Source organism: Bacillus sp. RC252, from assembly GCF_044909215.1.
GTDB classification, from domain to species: Bacteria; Bacillota; Bacilli; order Bacillales; family Bacillaceae_G; genus Bacillus_A; species Bacillus_A mycoides.
In genome coordinates this window covers 271,844-291,890 of sequence record NZ_JBIYDV010000004.1, presented here as the reverse complement: position 1 = coordinate 291,890, position 20,047 = coordinate 271,844, and the positions used below count along the sequence as shown (strand labels likewise).

Genomic DNA, 20,047 nt, shown 5'->3' with positions numbered 1-20,047 from the left:
CCTTCTTTTTTATTATGATCTGTTTAATTTCAATTAGAAAAACACTATGTTAATTTAAAATTTTATTCTTTTTACTACATACAGTAGATATCACTTTACAATTTTTTTTCGAATTGCCATTACAGCTGCTTGTGTACGATCTGTTACATCTAGTTTTTGAAGAATATTGTGGATATGAGTTTTGACTGTCCCTTCGGAAACATAAAGGATTTTAGCTATTTCATGGTTTTGTTTTCCATAAGCTAATAATTGTAAAACATCAATCTCTCGCTTAGTTAGAGTTTCCGTATATTCAAGTTCTTCGCTAGCTAAATTATAATCATTATTATCGTGTTTTATAAATTGTGTAAAAGCTTGATTTGCTGTCGTGCTATTATAAATCATTGCCCCTCTATTCATAGATCGAATACTATCTAACATTTCCTCCGTCTCAGTATCTTTTAATATATAACCCACTGCACCAGCTCGAATACCATCTAAGACATATTGTTGTACATCAAATGTTGTTAATAGAACAACCTTTGTGTTTGGTAATATACTCATAATATTTTTAGTAGCCATAATGCCTGATAAGTCAGGCATTTGAATGTCCATAATTACCATATCTGGTGCAGTTTCTAAAGCCACTTTAATTGCTTCCTTACCGTCTTTACATTCCCCAACTATCTCCATGTCATCTTGCATTTCAATAATATAGCATAGGCCTTTTCGAACAAATGGTTCATCATCAGCTAGCACAATACGAATCTTTTCTGTCATACTTCTCCTCCATTTTTCTGAATTGGAATAGTGGCTTCAACTCGAAGTCCTTTTGGTTCATTTAGAAAAAAGGAACAATTACCTCCAACTGATTTACAGCGTTTTATCATACCATTGAGTCCAAAGCCATATTTTAATGGCTTATCCCCTGTATATATACCATTATCATCAATTGTGAGTTTTACTACTCCGTCTATTTCTGTTACGTTTACAATAACAGAATCTGCATTAGAATGTCGTAAGACATTAGTTAAAGACTCTTGTAGAATGCGATACAGAATTGTACTTTCCTCCATCGTCCACTCTGTTATATTTCCAGTTTGAATGAACTCAATTTGTAATAAAGAATTCGCTTGAACCTGTGAAATCAATCCTTTTAATGAAGTAAGCCCGAGATCTTTTTCATCACTTGTCCATTCCTTAACAGCGACGCGGATTTCTTCCATTCCTTTTCGTGCCACCTTTAAAAGTTCTTCAACATGATCTTGGGCATCAGCAGGATTTTTCCTTAAGATAATCTTAAGGACCTGTAATTGAATAATAAGTGAGGTCATTTGATGTCCAAGTCCATCATGAATCTCTCTTGCTAATTTTGTTCTTTCCGTAAAAGCTGCATATCGCATAGAAAATACCGTTGTTTCTTGTAGTTCAGCATGTGCTTCGTCTAATTCTTTTAGTTGTTTTTGATTTTTTTGATATGCGTCTCTTAGCTTGGATGTGCTTCGGATCGAGACATAGAGGCCGATAATAATTAATGTTTCTTGATAAGGAAACGTGTTCGCATGTATAAATAGAATAATAACTATCCCCGTTATAGCAGCTAAAATTGTCGTTACTCGTGTCCACTTTGGTTCTGCAGCGGCAAGAAAAACTATGAGTGGCCATAACGCATAATTTGGAAAATTCGGATGAGAAAAATATAATACACATGATATGCTTATTAATATACTCGTAAATAAAGCGTACTTCCTTGCATTCCACCAAGATTTTGGTGAATACAACATCCATAGATAAATTGTTACAAAAACGCTACAAACCCATATTGCAAAGGTACCATGAGGTGCGAAACCTTGATAAAAAAATACGCATATTAAGATGATTCCTATCGCATTTCCTGCATGACTATCAATCATTTTTAAAAATACTTTTTCCATGTACTTATTCCCTCCCAACCTTACTGTTTAGTCTCTATATTTTTTGGCTATAGATGAATATCCATTTCTTGATTTAAAGGTTGGAAATTTACAACTCCCAATTATAATAGTTCATAGTTGAGTTAAATTCCTTTAATACATATCATCTAAAATCTGAAATTAAAAGAATAATGAAATAGTTAGTATAGTGTGTTTGTTTTACCTACTTCATTATGCAAAAGAAGTTGTTTTTCTTAACCTATTTCTTTAATTTGCTTTAGATTTTTTTCTATATCTTTGTATCCTAATCACAATTCCAATAGTACGAATAACTACCATCGCAATTGTAAAAAATACGAAAGCAGGGGCTATAACATTAAAATCCAAGTGATTCGATACCATGAAATCTATAAATTGTTGTGGATACCAGTCTGTCGCTACATAAGCTAATACGACTCGCCATCCAAGTCCAACAATCCATAAACATAAATAAGGAATGCCAGCAGTTACGTACGCTTTATTGTCAGAACCATATTCTACTTTCACTGTAAAAAGCATTAGCCCTCCCATGATCATGCCGACCACTGTCATGATTATGAGTGCGGTCATATTTGAACCTGAGGTAGGTATTTCCTCGACGAATAAATAAACACTTATACCACAAAGAATAAATGGCAATACAGCCTTTGTGGTTGTAAATACTTTTCTTCCGATTTGTGTTAATAATACAATTGTTAAAAATGCACCAATCATTATCCAAGCTTGAGTATTCAAATTAAAACCCCCATAAAGTATAAATTTATTGTTTATTTGCTTACTTACTGGAGGATTGTAACATCCCTACTATTTTAGAACATCTATCTGAAAGGTGATTTTTTTTGAATACCCTCTATCTATAGATAGAGTTTTTTATGATTCTTTTGTGAAAAAAGTCACTTGAATATATATAACTGGATATATGGGACAGCAACATATCTTCATCAACCGAAATATTTTAACCAAAAGCCAATTATTATTACGGTAGATACAACAACAGCACATGGAAAAATGTTATTTGCTATGTAAAAAATAGGAGTTTTGAATATGTTTTCTTATTAAAATTGTAACTAAACATTTTTATGAGATGATATTTAAACTTTTGACTATCCTTATACAAGAGATGCCTTTTTGGTAATATAAACAAGCTTTTTCGAATTGATTTTCCTTTTGATAACAGGTCGCTAAGTCAATATAAAATATGGATAATTGTTTATTATTATTTTCATTTTTGAAAAAGTGAATGGCTGTTTTTTCGAGAAATTTTTTAAAATTTATTTGGTCAAAATATAAATGATTTTGATAGGAAAATAAACAGTATAATTTAGGATATTTGTTTTTTGTAGTTCGTAACCCTCGATGTAACATCTTTTTTAGCATCATTGATTTTTTCTTTATCAATAAGTGAAATCATAGTGGGATTCGGCCGAGATAGGTGTAAAAATAGGTCGTAGCGATACATTTTTTCCTAGATGTTATTTTTCGGAGATATTTGTAACATAAACGTTCATTTTTGTTACGTTTTGTATTTAAAAATACGAAACTTCCTAACTGTTGAACTGGTTGTAACAAAATACTGTATCAAAAATAATTCATAACATTATTAATTTCAAACCTTTTTGTTATAATAAAATATGGTTATTGGAAATAAAATACAGGATATGACCCGAAATTACATGTACCTCGGTCGAACCCCTACAAAAGTCATTCGAGATAATTATGACAATGTCCTTCGATTCGCACATTCCATTCGCGAAGGAACATCATCAGCTTCCCTTGTCATGAGCAAAATGGGCTCTTACTCCCGGCAAAACAGTCTTGCAACAGCACTAAGAGAGATGGGACGCATTGAAAAAACACTGTTTATCCTAGACTATATTTCTAGCGAAACTTTACGCCGGCGGATTCAAAGGGGGTGAATAAAGGAGAAGCTATGAATGCATTAGCACGCGCAATTTTTTTCGGGAAACACGGTGAACTTCGAGAACGGGCACTACAAGACCAATTACAGCGCGCCAGTGCATTAAATCTAATTATCAATGCAATCAGTATCTGGAATACTGTGTATCTATCTCAAGCTATTGAACATATGAAAAAGATTGGAAAACATCGAGAAGAGTTGCTTCCTCATATCTCACCTCTTGGTTGGGAGCATATTAATTTTCTAGGTGAGTACAACTTTACTGTCAGCAATTATCATTCGTTCCGTCCTTTAAGAACATAAAAAGACCCTGATTTCCTGCTTAGCGTAAGGAAATCAGGGTCTTTTTTCTCAAAAAATGTCTTAGCGTATAATATCCACGTTTTGACGTCAGGACCCCCTAATAGGGGTAGAGTCACATCGCTATTAAGCTAAGAAAATACAGCTATCCCCAGAACGAGATTTTGTGCTAATTTGTAATAAAAAAGCTCATTTTTTCGTTTTGGGGCTGATTTATTTTCTTAAGTTGATGGGCATGTGGCAATAGCCCATATAACAACAATTAGTTAAATTAATATTTTATTCGTTGTTTTATTTCTTTAAAACGATCATGTATTAATTTCTTGATATCCGGGTGATCTTTATATAAGGTAACGGTATACATGATGGAAGATGCAAGAATAGTAGACCATATTAACCAATCTCCAGCATGAGAAAGAACTTTAATTATTTCACTCGTAAACTGTTCCTGTCCCGCTTGAAATGTCAATACGAGCGAGTTGAGATTGAACAACAATAAAATAACAATCCTGCCCAAAAGCATAATAATCCATCCGATAATATACGTATAGCCTCCAACACTACATAATTGATTATTATGATGAAAAACTTTCACCCTCTTAGCTTGCCAATAACCAACTATCGCTCCTAATATAAGCAAGCTAATTAATTCAATTGTAATAATATAGTCCAATCTATTTGGAAGACCCATATAAGTTCTGATTATAGCCATGATTGGTATACCAAGAAGATCGAAGCTATCTACTTTCTTCGGGATAAGCTGCCTAATAATCAATACAATAACGACTACAAGAATAATAATGAAAACTTTATTCATGCGATTAATCCCTCTTTTTTTCTTTTAAATAATACTCAATAAGTTGATTTACTTTTTCTTCTGGATATGATTCTGGTGTTTGAAGGACATGAATTACTAGCCCATCAATAAATCCGTACAGTATCTCTAATTCAAATTCTCTATTGTGACCTGGTGTGACGTATCCTAGATCCCTCATTAAATCTAGAATTATTCCCATAAGATACCTCGTATGGTCATCCATTTTCTTCCGAAGTTCAATAAGTTCTGGAGAACTAAAGGATATACCCAGAAATGTAATCCAAACCTTCCCTTCCAACATTTCTTCTTTATTAGAAGGAATAATAAATTTCATTAATCTTCTAAGTGCTTCTTCTTTCGTTCCCTTAAATTCACTTGTACGATTGTTTGCCCGTTCTTCCATTCGATTCAATACTAAATTCATTGCATAATGAATTAATTCATTTTTAGACGAAAAATGATGCTGAACAAGTCCAACCGAAATGTTTGCCTCGTCAGCGATTTGCTGTATAGAAGCTTTATCAATACCTTTTTCTAATATTACACGCCAAGTAGCAGTGGCTATCTGATTCTTCCTTTGTATTTGATCAACAATTTTAGGCACTCATATCCTCCTCCCTTTTTATAATACGATCATATTATAAAAAAAGTACCTAAAATAATATGATCATATTATTTTAGGTTTCACATTGCTCTCAAGCTAACAAAACAAAATTCCCCTATAATAAAAAATACGGTATTCCTACCGTATCCCCTAAAAAAAGAAACAGCATCTACTAGCATTTTTGAAAAAACGTTAGGTAAAAGTAAGAACATACAGTAGCTGGCTTTATTTTTAATATCATTCTTATTCCCCCTACAATCGTTCCAAAAAGATAGTAACTTTCCCCAAGAAGACTCTTACTGTCGACGTTCAAAAGCAAGACGTACAGCAAGACCTGTCAAGACGCTTGCCATAAGCCAACGTTGCACTCGCAGCCACGTTGGGCGTGTGCCAAACCATTTGGCAACTCTACTTGCTGTAAATACAATTAGGAGGTTGACTATAAAGCTAACCGTTATTTGTGTAAAGCCCAGAACTGCACCTTGTAGAAGCAACGATCCTTTCTCAGGATCTTCAAATTGAGGTAGAAGTGACACATACAAAATAGCAATCTTAGGATTCAGCAGATTCGTCATAAGTCCCATTAAAAATAATTTCCGTGGCGGCTCAATAGCAATAGTACGAGGTTCCATAATAGATGTAGCACCGGGCTTAATCGAATTCCATGCGAGCCAGAGTAAGTAAGCAGCACCTGCCCACTTAACTGCTTCATAGAGAGACGGAACAGCTAGGAAAAGGGCTGTAAGTCCGAACATTGTTGCGATTATATAAATTATGAAGCCAAGCATGATACCCAAAAGAGAAATGAATCCTGCCATACGCCCCTGCGTAATCGAGCGAGAAATGAGATAAATCATGTTAGGCCCAGGTGAACAAACCATACTAAGTGAAACAATTGCAAAAGCTAGCAAAGTGCTAAAACTGACCATGAATCTTCCACACCTTTATCTTACATAAATTTCTTATCGTCCATTTTATCATGATTGAGGAGAAAAAAGATTAATGTATGCCTATTCATATAAGGTTAACATAGCCTATTATTATCGGGGTTCACTGTATTTAGAAGACTATGAAAAGTCCTCCATTTTTTTAAACTGGGGGACTTTCTTGATCACAAGGCTTTAAAAGTAACCTATCCATAGTGATATTAAAGTTACTACTAACAGGGCAAGAAGAAATGTGATATTTCTAATCCACTTTTGTATATCATCAAAATACCGCTTTATAAATGCAACGTTGATATAAAACATGAGAAATACAACAAAGAAGGTAAAGTTACCAAATTTATCATTCAATTTTTCATTAGTAAATGTGCTTACATGAAGGAATAGTAAAGCAAAAGTTACTAAGAATAACTCAAATAGCCTTTTTTTGCTCACGCCACCACCACCCTACAGTAATTTCCTTTCGTTTTATTTTATCTGAACATAGTGTGTAGCAGACTATGAATATTATACTTATGTAAAAAAAGGCTAACAATTTAAGATTGTTAGCCTTAATCGCGCCTTTTAAAAAATAACTCAATATAACAAATGAATGATTCTTCAACTTACACTATATTCTCCTTTTATTACAAAAAACGAACCTCGAATTGTTCCAGCAAGTTTAGACTTCTGTCTAGCAAACTTAAACTTCTCTACTAACTCCGTTGGTATCTCCATTCCCTCAGAAAGCTTAAATCCAACGGCCCGCTTCTTTGGGTTATCCAACGTATACATGACGTTGACTGCAAGACCATCCTCATAGAAAACATAGGCAAATTTAATATTTTCCACTTGAAAACACGATGTTTCTAAAGGTTTTGCCGCAAACTCAATATCACGTTCTTCTTTCAAAATGCGGTTCACATAATCAAGAGTCTTCTCGCTTTCACTAGCTGGTACAACCGTAAATTCATGCTTGTATTTATTCATAAAGTAACGTGCTTCATGGGCACGTAAACCAGCAAGTGCTTCTGCTACAGGTGAAGACTCCATGCCAGCTGTAGTTACGTTTTTAAAATCAACTATATTGGACAATTCCATCTCTCCTTTTAACACTTTACTTCCTAACAACTGGAATCCATATTTCACCAAATACTAAGCCGTTTCGCTGCCCCATCTCAACTGTTGTATTTGGCCCACCAACATAGGAAAAATCTTTTACTTCTGCTAATGCTTGACCAAATGCAATACCAGTAAGCTTATTACTTAGCTCCTCAGCTGTATCGCCTTCCCCTTTAACTACTAGGTATTCTCCCCTCGGAAACTGGATAACTCTAGATTCTTCTTGTATCGTTGCCTCTGTCATGACACCAGCGTAATACATCATCTTGTTATTCACCGCTTCACTCACCGAAAAAATGTAATCATTTGTAGCTAAAGCTTTTAAAGTGTCCAACCTTCCATCTTGTTCGACAGCCAGCCAAAAGTCTGCCTTTTCCTTGTTTATGCCCGCAAAGTCTGTATAGTGGCTCTTAAGTTCAGTTCCAATACCTAACACGATAAAGCTATCTTTTTCTTCTATTGTATAATTTTTCATATTTAAAACCTTCCTCACTTTTAAATTGATCAAACGATTTATCTTTTCACTTGATGAGTTTATAATATCTTTAAATCATGTCAAAAAATGATACTGTTTAGGAGACCAACATGAAAAAAGTTGAACGGATTAATACGATCATGCGCTATATTAACAACCGCTCCCACTTTACAATTTCTGAAATCATACGAGAATTTAACATCTCACGATCGACAGCTATTAGAGACATTAGAGAAATTGAAGCCATGGGGATGCCGCTCGTCGCTGAAGTTGGCAGGGATGGAGGATATTTTGTCATGCATAACTCTATCTTGCCCGTTGTTCGCTTTACTGATAATGAGGTCAAAGCTCTTTTTATTGCCTTTATGGCCACAAGAAATCAACAACTTCCCTATCTAAAGAGTCGTCAGTCTTTAGCCGAAAAACTACTAGGACTCATCTCAGAAATCCAGCAGGATGACCTTGTTCTTTTAAATCAAATCTTGCTTTTTGAAGGGACTAACCCTCATAATCCTGACCTACTTGAGCTTTCTGACCTCCCCCATCCTATGTTAGAAAAACTCATCCAAACCCTTCTTTTAGATAGCCATTTATTGATTACAGTAAAAGAAGAGGAGGAAACCAAGTTTTATCCAATTTATCTACTGCACCTTTATCAAGAAAAAAGCCATTGGATAATTGAAGGCTTTGACATAAAAGAAGAAAAAAAGAAGATGTTTCTCGTTGATCATCTCATTAATGTCGAAACCTATACGCCGAAAAACAGATTAAGTAAGAAAAAAATTTCAGAAAAACTAAGTAAGAGGGACGAAGCAATCAACCTTGTACTTGAACTTGGTCCAAAAGCGATTACCCAGTTCAAAAAATATCATCCTATAAAAATTTCTATTTCCTATACAAATCCTTACCAATCCACAGCCATTCTAAAAACTTTTATCAATGTTAACAATCTCGATGAATTGATAGAAATAACAAATTGGCTACTTTTCCTAGGTAAAGATATCAAAATCAGGGAAGTTCCTGAAGAAGTGTTAGAAGGTTTAAAAGAGAGATTATGTTTATACTGCCCATAAGCAGTGGCCAGTTAAACCCAAAATAATATTGAGTTTGACTAGATGCCAGTTACCTCTATTTAAATACCTAGTAAAAACATTTTATTCGCTACCGCTACTTGAAACGCTCTTCTAAGAATAACGCCAACACAAAAAAAAGACATGAACTAATCTTTGTTCATGTCTTTTTATATTAGAGTTTAACCCTCATAAAACAGCTTGTTTAAAATTCGAATATGGACGTATCTTATCCATAATCTCTTTCATTCTTTTTTCATATCCCACTATTTTAGCACTTGAACTAACAATAGCGAATTAGAATAATGACTTAATACTTGCTAGGACAGTAAGTATACCTACAACAATGACAAACACATTGCTCATTTTCCCTCTGTATTTAGCCAGTACTGGTACTTTACGAATCGCATACATTGGTAATAGACATAAGATCGCAGCAACTAATGGACCGCTAAGAGCATCAATGATTCCAAGAATACTTGGATTTGCATAAGCAACATACCAGCATGTTAATACGACAAAAGTAAGAATCATTGTCTGAACTGTTTTTTCTCCTATATCTTTCCCGCGTTTTTTACCGGACTTCATAATCATGTCACGCATTACCTCATACGCTCCTACATAATGGCCAAGGAAAGACTTTGTAATAGCCACAAAAGCAATGATAGGAGCTGCAATAGTGATTACAGGCGAATTAAGCTCATTAGCAAGATATGATAGGATTGACAAGTTCTGTTCTTTTGCCATCTTAAGATCATCTGGAGTCAAACTTAAAGTACTGCTCCAAACAAAGAACATAACAACAGCGAATGTCATGATATAGCAAACTTTTTGTATTTGAGCACACTTGGCATCAGTAGCTTCTATTCCATACGTAGCTCTCTGTTTCATAACGAATGACGAAATCATAGGAGAATGATTGAACGAGAATACGATGATTGGTAGTATCATCAATATCACTCCAAAATACCCTGTTCCTGTTGAAGCAGTAGACGCACTTGAGAAACTAAGCATTGACGTATTCCACTGTGGAATTAAAGATATTGAGATAAACAGTAAAGAAGCTATGAAAGGATATACTAGCATGCTCATTATCTTTACAGTGATATCTTGACCGAAATTTAGTATAGCGATAAGACCGAGTACTAATACAAGTGATAAAATGGCCCTTGGAGGCTCCGGCATGTGCAATTGATGCACGATAAAACTACTTGCAGTATTTGTAAGTGCAACCGAATACATCAGTACGATCGTATAAATTGAGACGAAATATACTATGTTAAAAATTATACTTGCCTTATTGCCAAAATACTCTCTTATTGTGCCTGTAATCCCCTCATCAGCAGAATTGGAAGCGTATATCATTTTAGCAAGTGCCCTATGTGAGTAATACATAACAGGAAATGCAAGTATCGTAATTAACAGTAATGATAATAAACCACCTGAACCTGCATTAATCGGTAAAAAGAGTACTCCTGCTCCAATTGCTGTTCCAAAAAGGCTCAATGCCCAGGTAGTATCTTGTTTATGCCACTTTTTAGGATCTGGATATTTCTCATTTTTCACTGCAGTGTTTTCAGCTTGAAATTCTATTTTTTTTGCAGTATTCCCATTCATATAATAAATCCCCCTTGTATCCTATTCTTACGTCTCTTTTTAGGCTTAAGAATATAGACCATTCTTAAAAAATGAACCGCTTACTAGATGCGCCATATTGTAAACGATTCCACCTAAAGCTGTCTCTCTTAATGTGCGAGGCATTTATCCTCCAACCCTATACTTACCATTGATGATATTGTTTACACCAGCTAATACGATGTCCGCTGCTGCTAAACTATTTTGAAGAAATTCCCCTTCTGGTCACACACCTTTCTGTAAGTAATCGTTTCAGTCTGTCCAATTTTAAAATGTTTGATATTTTCTTCGTAGGTAATCGGTTACCTCTCGACGCCCTCATTATAACGTTTATATTTGCGAGTCTAATATTTTTTTATTTTTAGAAAGACAGAATAAACAGAATTATGAATAGATAATAAATTACAATTGGTATGTAGCAATTGTGTCTATTTTTTGAAGCTGTATTAGTTAATAGAAAAGTAAACATAATACAGAGTTCCTTTCATTAACACATTGATTATATTAGGAACTCGTTATAAAGATACTTATATTTCCCTTTGCTTTCACATCTTATCTTTGACATGAAGCTGTTGTAATAAATAATACACATTGATGTAAAGGAATAAATTTAGAAAACATAAAATTATTCTCATGAATTTTTATTACATATAACGAATTAATATTCATTTTTCAGAAAAGAAGAACTTTTCCAAAGGAGCCTACGCACCTTATATAATGGTTATCATGTTGAGCCTATTAAAAGAATTACACCATAAGTTTCCATTTACTATATGTAATATTTATTAAGTGTAGTTTTTTCTAAATATGCATAATTACATATTTAGAAAAAGAGAGTATACTTTCGAATTGTGTAGTAAAGATATAGCCCACCTACGGAAATAGGTGGGCTTTTCATGTATAAAAATTGCATTTATTATATGGCAATTAGAATTGAGGTCAAAATATTATCTCTTCCCTTTTAACTCTCTCAGTCTGCTTTTTCTCAACGTCTGAGCCTACTTACGTACCAACTGCATAACCAGTAAGAATACTAACAATTATAGCAATAACTAAGATTAATGTGATTTAAATCCATTTTCCCATATATATATTATTCCAGAAGGTTTAGTTGCCATTGTGCACCGAACTGGTGGTGTTACCCTAACTGACGTTTAAATGCTTTGCCGGCGAAGAAGTAAGCGATAACCATAATGCCCACACACCAAGCAAGTGCAATCCAAATATCGTTGCCAACAGTCCCTTCATATAAGAGGGCACGAATCGCATTCACGATTGAAGTCACAGGCTGGTTTTCAGCGAACGCACGAACAATTTCTGGCATAGTTTCGGTAGGAACAAAGGCCGAACTAATAAAGGGCAGAAAAATTAGTGGGTACGAGTAGGCTGTCGCCCCTTCCATAGACTTCGCTGTCAACCCAGGAATGATAGCCAACCATGTCAGCGCCAGCGTAAACATCCCGAGTATTCCAGCTACCGCGAGCCAATCCAGAATATTAGCACTGGAACGGAAGCCCATTAAGAGCGCAACAAGAATAACCACCACGATAGTAAGCACATTAGCAACAAGTGATGTTAATACGTGAGCCCATAATACCGACGAACGCTTGATAGGCATAGTAATGAAACGTGCCATCAGCCCGCTCTTTACATCCGTAAACAACCGTACGGAAGTGTAAGCGACACCGGATGCGATAGCCATCAGCAAGATTCCCGGCAATAAATAATTGACGTAGTTATCCGTTCCTGTCTTTATGGCGCCGCCAAATACGTAGACAAACAACAGCATCATCATAATCGGCGTAATCGCTACCGTAATAATTGTATCTGGACTGCGCATGATGTTGCGCATTAAGCGCCCTAATAATACCCCTGTTTTGCTCTTCATTTACATCTCCTCCTTTTTGCCAATAATCGCAAGGAAAATTTCTTCCAATGTCGGCTGCTTCTCGATATACTCCACTTTTGTTGGCGGGAACATCTCTTTAAGTTCTGTAAGAGTACCAGTCTTAATAATTTTTCCGCCATGCAAGATAGCGATACGGTCCGCCAGTTGTTCGGCTTCCTCGAGGTACTGGGTCGTGAGCAAGATGGTTGTGCCGCCGCCGGCAAGTTCCTTGACGGTATCCCACACTTCAATCCGCGCTTCGGGGTCAAGCCCTGTCGTCGGTTCATCGAGAAAAATGACTGCTGGCGTCCCAATCAAGCTCATGGCGATATCAAGCCGGCGCTTCATCCCACCTGAGTACTGGTCTGCCCTCTGGTTGGCTGCATCAGTCAGGCTGAATCTTGCAAGCAAATTATCAGCGACTTGAGCAGGAATAGAAACTCCACGCAAATTGGCAATCATTATCAAGTTTTCTCTCCCCGTGAGCATACCGTCTAAAGCTGCAAACTGCCCTGTCAGACTGATACTTTGACGAACATGATCCGGTTGACGCTGAACGTCAAAACCACAAATACCTACTTCGCCGCCATCTTGCTTCATCAGCGTCGAGAGGATATTGACTATCGTCGTCTTGCCCGCTCCATTTGAGCCCAGCAATGCGAAAATTTCGCCACGCTGCACTTCAAAATCTACCCCTTTTAACACTTCTTTATCTTTAAAGGATTTTTTTAATCCTTTTACAGAAATCGCTGTATTGGTCATGCTTTTTTCCTCCTTAAAAAATGTTTTGTAAAGATAGACTGCCTACACCCTCTATTTAGTATTACTGATAATCTGTATTACTTAGTACTGATTTAAAAATATAACTGAATAGCAATGGCGTCAATTCACATTTGTAACCAGCTAATCAGTCGGTATTACCTGTTGCATTTATTTTTTTCTCAATTGCTTCATGATACTTTCATTCAAATCTTCACGATACTTGGAAACATAAGTTTTAGCGTTTGCCACTAGTTCGTCAGCAAAGGATGCCACGTCCTCCCCAGTGATTTCTAGCACTTGTCTGCCTTCCGCCGCACCGGCTTCAAACAAATCGATTAGTTCATACTGTATGTGTAGCATATCCATCCCGTTACCAGCTGAGAAATTCCACATGTAGTTTTGAATTTTCTTAAACACAAACTGATAGTCCTCTGGCAGAGCTCCAACACGTGCCATCATCATTTTGTACTCTTTTTTATCACCAATTAATTTTTTGAACATTTCCAACATATTATTTTTCCTCCTTTTTTATAAAGCAGAACAAGAAACTCCCAAAATATCGGCCGAATATTTAATCTTATGAGGCTAGTTTGACTTCAAGACGTTAATTTTTGATGATACAAAATCCCATTTTCTCCAAAACAATTCAAGCTCCTGACGGCCATCCTCATTTAGTGAATAAAACTTGCGAGGCGGCCCCATGTCTGACGGTTTCTTTTCAATATTCACAAGTTTTTTCTTCTCTAATCGCACAAGGATGGTATAGACCGTTCCTTCCACGACTTCAGTAAACCCAAGCTCATTCAGGTGGCGGGTAATCTCATAGCCATAAGTTTCACGGCGGCTAATGATTTCCAGAACACATCCTTCCAGCGAACCTTTCAACATTTCAGTTAAATTTTCCATATTCTGATCCTCCTTTACCCCCTATTCTGTCTGACTTATATTCAGTATCACAGAGTACTAAGGCTAATTTTTACTGAATAGCTTTTGAGAAACCTCACTATTCAGTATTACTTATTACAACTACATTGTATGACTATGTAGATGTAATGTCAACTCGATTTTTAAATTTTTTCTTAAATCCGCTTTTGCCTATTGGATACTGAATATATTTTTAAAAACTACGCTATTCAGTATTACTCATTACCACTACATTGTATGACTATGTAGATAGAATGTCAACTCGATTTTTAAATTTTTTCTTAAATCCGCTATTATCTATTGGATACTGCCTATTTTCTTCTTAAGAAATCTCACCACATACCTATCCAGCTAAGAAAAGGAAATACCCCAAAACAAAAATTCCACATTTTTGTTTTGGGGCGTTATAATATTCCGAAGTTAATGAATGTGGCTAGCTCTCTTTATTAAGAAGACGGATCATTTTTTTGTTCTTCTACTAATGCACCTGTGCATCTAATACATAAGCTTGCGAATACATACAAATTCTTTATAAAGTGAAACTTTAATCAGTGGGGCGTTTACGGGCAGCAGGGCTCCCCCCTAACTTCTTTGCTCCAGCTGAATTTTGAGGTGGGAGTTTTACTGCCCGCAAATAGCGGGATAAAATTTTGAAGTTGATGGATGTTGCAGATTCCCTTTATTAATAAGAAAGATTCGTTTTGTGTTCTTCTGTGGTTTTGAAATAAAGTCGTACCGTTTTGCCCCTTTGGATCTGTTTATCTAAATGGGTGTTTTTATAATAAAAAATGAAAAGAAGATCTGAATTGAAAGGCGGATTAAGGAAATGTTGAGTAGCAATAAAATTACTCAACTAAAGGTCCATTTAATTCAGTAAGAAGGAAAATTTATTAGACAAAGAGAAATATAAGTTGATTGGCAATTGCGTAAGTTAAGGAGATCATATTTATAATGAATACTACAAAAACCACAGGGTGCTTTACTATTGTTGATAATAATGAAGGCAAAATATTGTTAGTTAAACGAAATGATTATCCTATCTGGGATTTGCCTGGGGGAAGACTAGAAGAAAATGAACAGTTAGATAAGTGTGCTATAAGAGAAACTAAAGAAGAAACGGGCTATATAATTGCTATTGAGCGTAAAATAGGAGAATATCACCAACCTCAATACGATGATATGCAACATATATTTTCAGGGAAATTACTAGGGGGGGAACCAATAAATAATGGGCCTGAAACTGCAAAAATTGGGTGGTTTAATCCTAGTAGATTACCTTTGTTAATGGTTCCAAATAGACGAAAACAGATCAGTAATTTTATGAAACACAAAAATTCACTAATAAAAGAGACATTAAAGACACCATTTATGGTAAGGTTATTGAAAAAAATTATGTGAGATGGTTATTGAATTAACGGGTGCTTTAGTTGAGGAAGGCTCATTGAAACGATCAAACTTTTTTATAAAACATTTGAGCAATTAGATGAAATAAGAGCATGTTTTGATTAATCTTTTTTCAAAACATGCTCTTTCTATTTGTCTTTTATCAGTGGCATTCTCATTAATTTGATCAAACTTTATTTTAAAGCCACATCTTCTACTAACGCACCTGCGAATCTAATACATAAGTTTTCGAATACATACAAATTTTTTATAAAGCCAACTCTACATATAGGACACCCTTTTTGTTACGATAACATCATATTCATATCTTCTGCTGCAGTTGTAATCAATTTTAAACCAAATGTCTCTTGTAATACATCAAGCACACCAGGTGAAATAAATTCAGGCGCCTTTGGACCAATGCGAATATCTTGAATTCCAAGACTAAATAGCCCAAGTAAAATAGCAACCGCTTTTTGTTCAAACCATGATAAGACAATACTTACTGGCAATTCATTTACTTCACATTGAAAAGCATCTGCTAAAGCTTCCGCTATTTTCACTGTAGAAATTGAGTTATTACATTGCCCTAAGTCAATATAACGCGGAATCTCCGTACCAGGTACAACCCCATAATTCACATCATTAAAGCGGAATTTCCCGCAAGAAGTTGTCAAAATAACCGTTTCTGGCGGAAGCGACGTTGCTAATTCACGATAGTATTCCCCGCCTTTTCCTGGTGCATCACAACCTGCGATGACAAAGAAACGCTTTATTTTCCCTTCCTTTACTGCCTCAATAATTTCTGGAGCTAATGATAATACTGTATTATGATGAAACCCTGTTACTAACTGCTCATCCGACTCCATATGTACTTCGGGAAGTTCAAGCGCTTTTTGAATCAATGGTGCAAAATCATCATTTTCAATTTTTTGTACGCCCTCTAAGCCTGCAATATCATATAAAAAGAATCGATCAGAGTATGATCCTTTAATTGGCATAACACAGTTCGTTGTAGCTAATATGGCACCTGTAAATTTTTCGAAAAGGCGTCGTTGATCATACCATGCCTTACCGATGTTTCCTTTTAAATGTTTATATTTTTTCAGTTGTGGATATCCGTGTGCTGGTAGCATTTCAGAATGAGTATAAATATTAATTTCTTTTCCTTCTGTTTGCTTTAATAACTCTTCTAATGCAAATAAATTATGACCAGTAACTACAATTGCCTTACCTTCTACATGGTTCTGCGTAATTTGAACAGGCTCCGGAACACCAAAGTGATTCGTATGTGCCTCATCTAATAACTCCATTACTCGTAAAGCCGATTTCCCTACTTTCATAGCCATATCAATATGTTCTTGTTCATTAAAGTTAGAATTTGTTAATGTCATATATAGCGCTTCTTGAGTTGTAGCATCTACAAATGCATCTGTATACCCTAGCTGAGCAGCATGAGTACGATAAGCAGCAATTCCTTTTAATCCAAACACAATCGTATCTTGTAAACTTGCAATGGTTTCATTCTTACCGCAAACCCCCATCACTTTACATCCACCTGTTGGCGTTTGTTCACATTGATAACAAAACATATCATCCCACCCTCTCCCAATCATTCCTTACAAATCAAGCATAATACCCATTAGGAAAAAAGGATGTGATATGAATCACAATAATATATATAAATTTGTGACAGTTCATATTGTTGACATAATATTTTTATTGGCGCTAAAAAACGGACACCTTTGTTAATACTTTCAAATAGCTAGATGATTGATTTAGAGAACTATTAGCAACTAATAAGCATACAAAAACGCTATTCTTTCTATCATTCAACAGAAAGAATAGCGTTTTTTCATTTTGAAGAACTATCAATTTTTTGATTAAAGATTTTATAGGAAACCTCTTTATTTACAATACATTTACACCATCTTAACATTTTTTACATTATTTATATGATATATTTATATAGAAACTACTTAAGAAATTTCATGTACATCGTTATCTTTATAATCTCTTAACTGATTGATAAGAGATTATGTTACATTTTCATACCAGGGGTGAATTAGGATGACTGAAACTTTAAAGACACTTATAATGCTTGATGTTACTTACGTTGTTATAGCAATTATGACGGTACTGGTATTTGTATACTTGGAATTAAAATCTCAGTAACTTATGCAGGCATAATTGATAGCTTCGCATTTAAATATAGTTAGAAGAAAGCGAGGAGAAAATTATTTCTCCTCGCTTTTATATTCCCACAGTTTCTTATTTCAACAAATCCAATGTATGTAAAAGTAATCCTCTGTCCCCTACTTCTCCATGACCAGGCACTACTAAGTTCATATTTCCATATCGGTTCAACACATTCTCAATCGATGTGGACCATTCATTTACATATGCATCAGCAACATTCCCTAAATCTTTAGCTTCCGCAGATTTCACTAAACAGCCTCCAGCTAAAATGTTGTATTGCGGTAACCATACGACAATATTATCTTCTGTATGCCCTTTCCCTGGATAGAACGTTTCTACTTTTATATTTCCAAACTTCATATTCGTAATTGTTTGTAAGTCTCCAAGTGGCTCTTCATATCCATTTTTCTTTGCTAGTTCCGCAGTTAATGCTGTACTATGCGCTTTAATGCCTCTTTCTTTCAACGTTTTAATTCCGCCAATTCGATCAGCATGCGCATGTGTAATAATAACATCCGTTACGCGCTTCTTAAATTTCTTTTCTACCATCTCTATTAGTTCCTTCGTTAACTTATCATCCCAAGAAGAATCGACAAGTACTAACCCATTAGAAGTAGTAAGAACTAGACCACTCGAAGGAACTGCTACTCCATTAAAATAACCTAGCTCAGTATGAGCCCATACATTTTTATTTAACTGAGAAATTGAAATAGTTCCTGTCTCATTCTTTATTACTTTTTGCTCTAGCTTTTGTTCCGCTTTCACAGAAGAAATTGTGCTAACAAATTGAGTTGTTCCTAGCAAACTAACACATACCCCTAATTTTAATAATGTATTCTTTTTCATTTTCTCCACCCTTTCTTTCAAACTAAATAGTTATTACCTATATTAGACAGTTCATCTCAAATGTTTGTTCCATCTTTTTTTACATATTTTTCATACCATTAATAAAAAGCGCACAAAATTTTGTGCGCTTTTTAACTTTCCTTTTACCATTCACGTTTTTTATTGATCATCATTTTTTCTTCGAATGCCTTCTCTAAATCAATTTCTAACTTGTTTGCTAAATCACATACATTCCAAATTACATCAAACATTTCTAAACCAATCTCTCTTTTCGAATCTTGTATTTTATCACGCCTTAATATAACTTCCGCTAATTCACCTAATTCCGCCATCGCATACATCGTACGCTCTTCAATTGTTGTATCTTGAAATCCTTTTTCTTTACTGAAACTCGATACATATTGCTGGAATTCCGAAATATTCATATGTAATCTCCCTTCATCGTAAATATCTCATTTTTAATAAACTTAAAATCAAAAATGTATTTTGTTAAATTATAACATTCATACTATAATTTATTTATAGTCCATTAACGGAGGTGTTCTCAATGACTCTCTTCGCTTCTCCATCATTATTCATACTAGCAATCATTTCATTTGCATTAGCTTATTTCATCGGAGTAAAACAATACACTTGGCTCTTATCAGGATTCAATGAACGCCGTGTGTCAGATAAAGTTAAGTTATCGAAGATAGTTGGTCTTTATAATTTAACCGCTGGTGTTATCGCCACAATTGGTAGTGTCTTCACTACCCCTAATGCAAAAATCGTATTTCCTATCATTATAATTGGCCACGTTATAATAGCTGCTTATGTAAATACACGTATGGTGCAGTGAAAAAAGATCACCCAAATGGATGACCTTTTTATAACTTATCAACATATTGCTTCGCTTCTAGTATTGAAAAACCAAATGCTTCTCTTACTCTCTTAACTGCCGTAACTGTTTTCCCTTCTTCCATAAGCTGCCGCAACTCTTTATTAATTTCGGGTTCTCTATCTATAATTCCCATTTCTTTCGTAATTAGCTGTAATCTATCTTCCATCCGCTTTAAACACGCATCCGTTTTCTTTTCGATTTTATTTAATTTTTCAACGATATAAATAAGCCCAAAGACCGCTATCGGTATGATCATCCAAAATTCCATGACTATTCCTCCTCACTAGCTTTCATATGTTTTATTTAAGTAACTTATGTAAATTTTACCACAGGACACATTTAATGTATAATAGTAATATACAACACTATT

At 35.0% G+C, this 20,047-nt stretch carries 22 protein-coding genes and 1 pseudogene; 5 read left to right on the top strand and 18 right to left on the bottom strand.

Annotation, left to right across the window (positions count from 1 at the left end; all coding sequences use genetic code 11):
- Positions 1–90: 90 nt before the first annotated feature.
- From ABH960_RS08325 to ABH960_RS08315, 3 genes are all read right to left on the bottom strand, one after another.
- Positions 91–759, bottom strand: a complete 669-nt coding sequence (locus ABH960_RS08325) for a response regulator (RefSeq protein WP_002087571.1) — start codon at positions 757–759, stop codon at positions 91–93.
- Positions 756–1,913, bottom strand: coding sequence for a sensor histidine kinase (locus ABH960_RS08320; protein ID WP_404444303.1), 1,158 nt, complete (start codon positions 1,911–1,913; stop codon positions 756–758). Before ABH960_RS08320 ends, ABH960_RS08325 begins: the two co-directional genes overlap by 4 nt.
- A gap of 246 nt (positions 1,914–2,159) precedes the next feature.
- Positions 2,160–2,666: a hypothetical protein gene (locus tag ABH960_RS08315; protein ID WP_404444300.1), complete on the bottom strand. Its 507-nt coding sequence runs from the start codon at positions 2,664–2,666 to the stop codon at positions 2,160–2,162.
- 162 nt (positions 2,667–2,828) lie between these two features.
- On the opposite strand from ABH960_RS08315, the gene ABH960_RS08310 reads away from it, so the two are divergent.
- The gene (locus ABH960_RS08310) at positions 2,829–2,957 is read left to right on the top strand and encodes a hypothetical protein (protein ID WP_404444297.1); all 129 of its coding nucleotides are present in this window, start codon (positions 2,829–2,831) and stop codon (positions 2,955–2,957) included.
- 656 nt (positions 2,958–3,613) lie between these two features.
- Positions 3,614–4,152: pseudogene (locus ABH960_RS08305) on the top strand (Tn3 family transposase); the annotation flags it as partial.
- 268 nt (positions 4,153–4,420) lie between these two features.
- On the opposite strand, the gene ABH960_RS08300 reads toward ABH960_RS08305, so the two are convergent.
- From ABH960_RS08300 to ABH960_RS08275, 6 genes are all read right to left on the bottom strand, one after another.
- Positions 4,421–4,966, bottom strand: coding sequence for a hypothetical protein (locus ABH960_RS08300; RefSeq protein WP_404444294.1), 546 nt, complete (start codon positions 4,964–4,966; stop codon positions 4,421–4,423).
- A gap of 4 nt (positions 4,967–4,970) precedes the next feature.
- Positions 4,971–5,570, bottom strand: a complete 600-nt coding sequence (locus ABH960_RS08295; RefSeq protein ID WP_404444291.1) for a TetR/AcrR family transcriptional regulator — start codon at positions 5,568–5,570, stop codon at positions 4,971–4,973.
- 296 nt (positions 5,571–5,866) lie between these two features.
- Positions 5,867–6,499, bottom strand: coding sequence for a LysE family translocator (locus ABH960_RS08290; RefSeq protein WP_002066409.1), 633 nt, complete (start codon positions 6,497–6,499; stop codon positions 5,867–5,869).
- Positions 6,500–6,691: 192 nt separating this feature from the next.
- A complete protein-coding gene (locus ABH960_RS08285; RefSeq protein ID WP_033709324.1) occupies positions 6,692–6,949 on the bottom strand; it encodes a DUF3963 domain-containing protein in 258 nt (85 codons plus the stop codon).
- Positions 6,950–7,114: 165 nt separating this feature from the next.
- Positions 7,115–7,624: a phage tail protein gene (locus tag ABH960_RS08280; RefSeq protein WP_078178994.1), complete on the bottom strand. Its 510-nt coding sequence runs from the start codon at positions 7,622–7,624 to the stop codon at positions 7,115–7,117.
- Positions 7,611–8,090 (bottom strand): GyrI-like domain-containing protein, encoded by a 480-nt coding sequence (locus ABH960_RS08275; protein ID WP_002033380.1) that lies wholly within the window; start codon positions 8,088–8,090, stop codon positions 7,611–7,613. Before ABH960_RS08275 ends, ABH960_RS08280 begins: the two co-directional genes overlap by 14 nt.
- A gap of 110 nt (positions 8,091–8,200) precedes the next feature.
- Between ABH960_RS08275 and ABH960_RS08270 the strand changes: the two genes are divergently transcribed.
- Positions 8,201–9,163 (top strand): helix-turn-helix transcriptional regulator, encoded by a 963-nt coding sequence (locus ABH960_RS08270; RefSeq protein WP_215551947.1) that lies wholly within the window; start codon positions 8,201–8,203, stop codon positions 9,161–9,163.
- 294 nt (positions 9,164–9,457) lie between these two features.
- Here ABH960_RS08270 and ABH960_RS08265 read toward each other — a convergent pair whose 3' ends face one another.
- From ABH960_RS08265 to ABH960_RS08245, 5 genes are all read right to left on the bottom strand, one after another.
- Positions 9,458–10,777: an aromatic amino acid transport family protein gene (locus ABH960_RS08265; protein WP_282914951.1), complete on the bottom strand. Its 1,320-nt coding sequence runs from the start codon at positions 10,775–10,777 to the stop codon at positions 9,458–9,460.
- A gap of 1,156 nt (positions 10,778–11,933) precedes the next feature.
- Positions 11,934–12,683: an ABC transporter permease gene (locus tag ABH960_RS08260; RefSeq protein ID WP_404444286.1), complete on the bottom strand. Its 750-nt coding sequence runs from the start codon at positions 12,681–12,683 to the stop codon at positions 11,934–11,936.
- On the bottom strand, positions 12,684–13,445 hold the full coding sequence (locus ABH960_RS08255; RefSeq protein WP_404444283.1) for an ABC transporter ATP-binding protein: 762 nt from the start codon (positions 13,443–13,445) through the stop codon (positions 12,684–12,686).
- A 168-nt stretch (positions 13,446–13,613) separates the two neighbouring features.
- Positions 13,614–13,955: a DUF1048 domain-containing protein gene (locus tag ABH960_RS08250; protein ID WP_002014108.1), complete on the bottom strand. Its 342-nt coding sequence runs from the start codon at positions 13,953–13,955 to the stop codon at positions 13,614–13,616.
- Positions 13,956–14,030: 75 nt separating this feature from the next.
- Positions 14,031–14,351: a PadR family transcriptional regulator gene (locus tag ABH960_RS08245; protein WP_002128372.1), complete on the bottom strand. Its 321-nt coding sequence runs from the start codon at positions 14,349–14,351 to the stop codon at positions 14,031–14,033.
- A gap of 969 nt (positions 14,352–15,320) precedes the next feature.
- Between ABH960_RS08245 and ABH960_RS08240 the strand changes: the two genes are divergently transcribed.
- Entirely contained in the window at positions 15,321–15,767 is a 447-nt protein-coding gene (locus ABH960_RS08240) for an NUDIX hydrolase (protein WP_404444279.1), read from the top strand.
- A 290-nt stretch (positions 15,768–16,057) separates the two neighbouring features.
- Here the strand turns inward: ABH960_RS08240 and hcp are convergent, their stop codons facing one another.
- The 3 genes from hcp to ABH960_RS08225 all read right to left on the bottom strand — a co-directional run bounded on the left by hcp (position 16,058) and on the right by ABH960_RS08225 (position 19,222).
- Positions 16,058–17,344: a hydroxylamine reductase gene (hcp, locus tag ABH960_RS08235; protein WP_404444276.1), complete on the bottom strand. Its 1,287-nt coding sequence runs from the start codon at positions 17,342–17,344 to the stop codon at positions 16,058–16,060.
- A gap of 679 nt (positions 17,345–18,023) precedes the next feature.
- Positions 18,024–18,797: a BcII family subclass B1 metallo-beta-lactamase gene (gene bla2 / locus ABH960_RS08230; RefSeq protein ID WP_404444273.1), complete on the bottom strand. Its 774-nt coding sequence runs from the start codon at positions 18,795–18,797 to the stop codon at positions 18,024–18,026.
- Between the two features lie 143 nt (positions 18,798–18,940).
- Positions 18,941–19,222 carry a MazG nucleotide pyrophosphohydrolase domain-containing protein gene (locus ABH960_RS08225; protein WP_219303217.1) on the bottom strand — a complete coding sequence of 94 codons (282 nt, stop codon included), beginning with the start codon at positions 19,220–19,222 and terminating at the stop codon, positions 18,941–18,943.
- Between the two features lie 122 nt (positions 19,223–19,344).
- On the opposite strand from ABH960_RS08225, the gene ABH960_RS08220 reads away from it, so the two are divergent.
- Complete coding sequence (locus ABH960_RS08220; RefSeq protein WP_012261330.1) at positions 19,345–19,635, top strand: DUF3784 domain-containing protein; 291 nt, start codon at positions 19,345–19,347, stop codon at positions 19,633–19,635.
- A gap of 28 nt (positions 19,636–19,663) precedes the next feature.
- Here ABH960_RS08220 and ABH960_RS08215 read toward each other — a convergent pair whose 3' ends face one another.
- The gene (locus ABH960_RS08215) at positions 19,664–19,945 is read right to left on the bottom strand and encodes a hypothetical protein (protein WP_404444270.1); all 282 of its coding nucleotides are present in this window, start codon (positions 19,943–19,945) and stop codon (positions 19,664–19,666) included.
- Positions 19,946–20,047 lie beyond the last annotated feature (102 nt).

Excerpts from the sequence above, each read along its gene's own strand:
- ABH960_RS08275 (WP_002033380.1), bottom strand. The coding sequence starts at position 8,090 with ATGAAAAATTATACAATAGAAGAAAAAGATAGCTTTATCGTGTTAGGT.
- ABH960_RS08225 (WP_219303217.1), bottom strand. The coding sequence starts at position 19,222 with ATGAATATTTCGGAATTCCAGCAATATGTATCGAGTTTCAGTAAAGAA.
- ABH960_RS08320 (WP_404444303.1), bottom strand. The coding sequence starts at position 1,913 with ATGGAAAAAGTATTTTTAAAAATGATTGATAGTCATGCAGGAAATGCG.
- ABH960_RS08240 (WP_404444279.1), top strand. The coding sequence starts at position 15,321 with ATGAATACTACAAAAACCACAGGGTGCTTTACTATTGTTGATAATAAT.
- bla2 (WP_404444273.1), bottom strand. The coding sequence starts at position 18,797 with ATGAAAAAGAATACATTATTAAAATTAGGGGTATGTGTTAGTTTGCTA.
- ABH960_RS08300 (WP_404444294.1), bottom strand. The coding sequence starts at position 4,966 with ATGAATAAAGTTTTCATTATTATTCTTGTAGTCGTTATTGTATTGATT.
- ABH960_RS08270 (WP_215551947.1), top strand. The coding sequence starts at position 8,201 with ATGAAAAAAGTTGAACGGATTAATACGATCATGCGCTATATTAACAAC.
- ABH960_RS08250 (WP_002014108.1), bottom strand. The coding sequence starts at position 13,955 with ATGTTGGAAATGTTCAAAAAATTAATTGGTGATAAAAAAGAGTACAAA.
- ABH960_RS08215 (WP_404444270.1), bottom strand. The coding sequence starts at position 19,945 with ATGGAATTTTGGATGATCATACCGATAGCGGTCTTTGGGCTTATTTAT.
- ABH960_RS08325 (WP_002087571.1), bottom strand. The coding sequence starts at position 759 with ATGACAGAAAAGATTCGTATTGTGCTAGCTGATGATGAACCATTTGTT.
- ABH960_RS08290 (WP_002066409.1), bottom strand. The coding sequence starts at position 6,499 with ATGGTCAGTTTTAGCACTTTGCTAGCTTTTGCAATTGTTTCACTTAGT.
- ABH960_RS08220 (WP_012261330.1), top strand. The coding sequence starts at position 19,345 with ATGACTCTCTTCGCTTCTCCATCATTATTCATACTAGCAATCATTTCA.
- ABH960_RS08260 (WP_404444286.1), bottom strand. The coding sequence starts at position 12,683 with ATGAAGAGCAAAACAGGGGTATTATTAGGGCGCTTAATGCGCAACATC.
- hcp (WP_404444276.1), bottom strand. The coding sequence starts at position 17,344 with ATGTTTTGTTATCAATGTGAACAAACGCCAACAGGTGGATGTAAAGTG.
- ABH960_RS08265 (WP_282914951.1), bottom strand. The coding sequence starts at position 10,777 with ATGAATGGGAATACTGCAAAAAAAATAGAATTTCAAGCTGAAAACACT.
- ABH960_RS08255 (WP_404444283.1), bottom strand. The coding sequence starts at position 13,445 with ATGACCAATACAGCGATTTCTGTAAAAGGATTAAAAAAATCCTTTAAA.
- ABH960_RS08245 (WP_002128372.1), bottom strand. The coding sequence starts at position 14,351 with ATGGAAAATTTAACTGAAATGTTGAAAGGTTCGCTGGAAGGATGTGTT.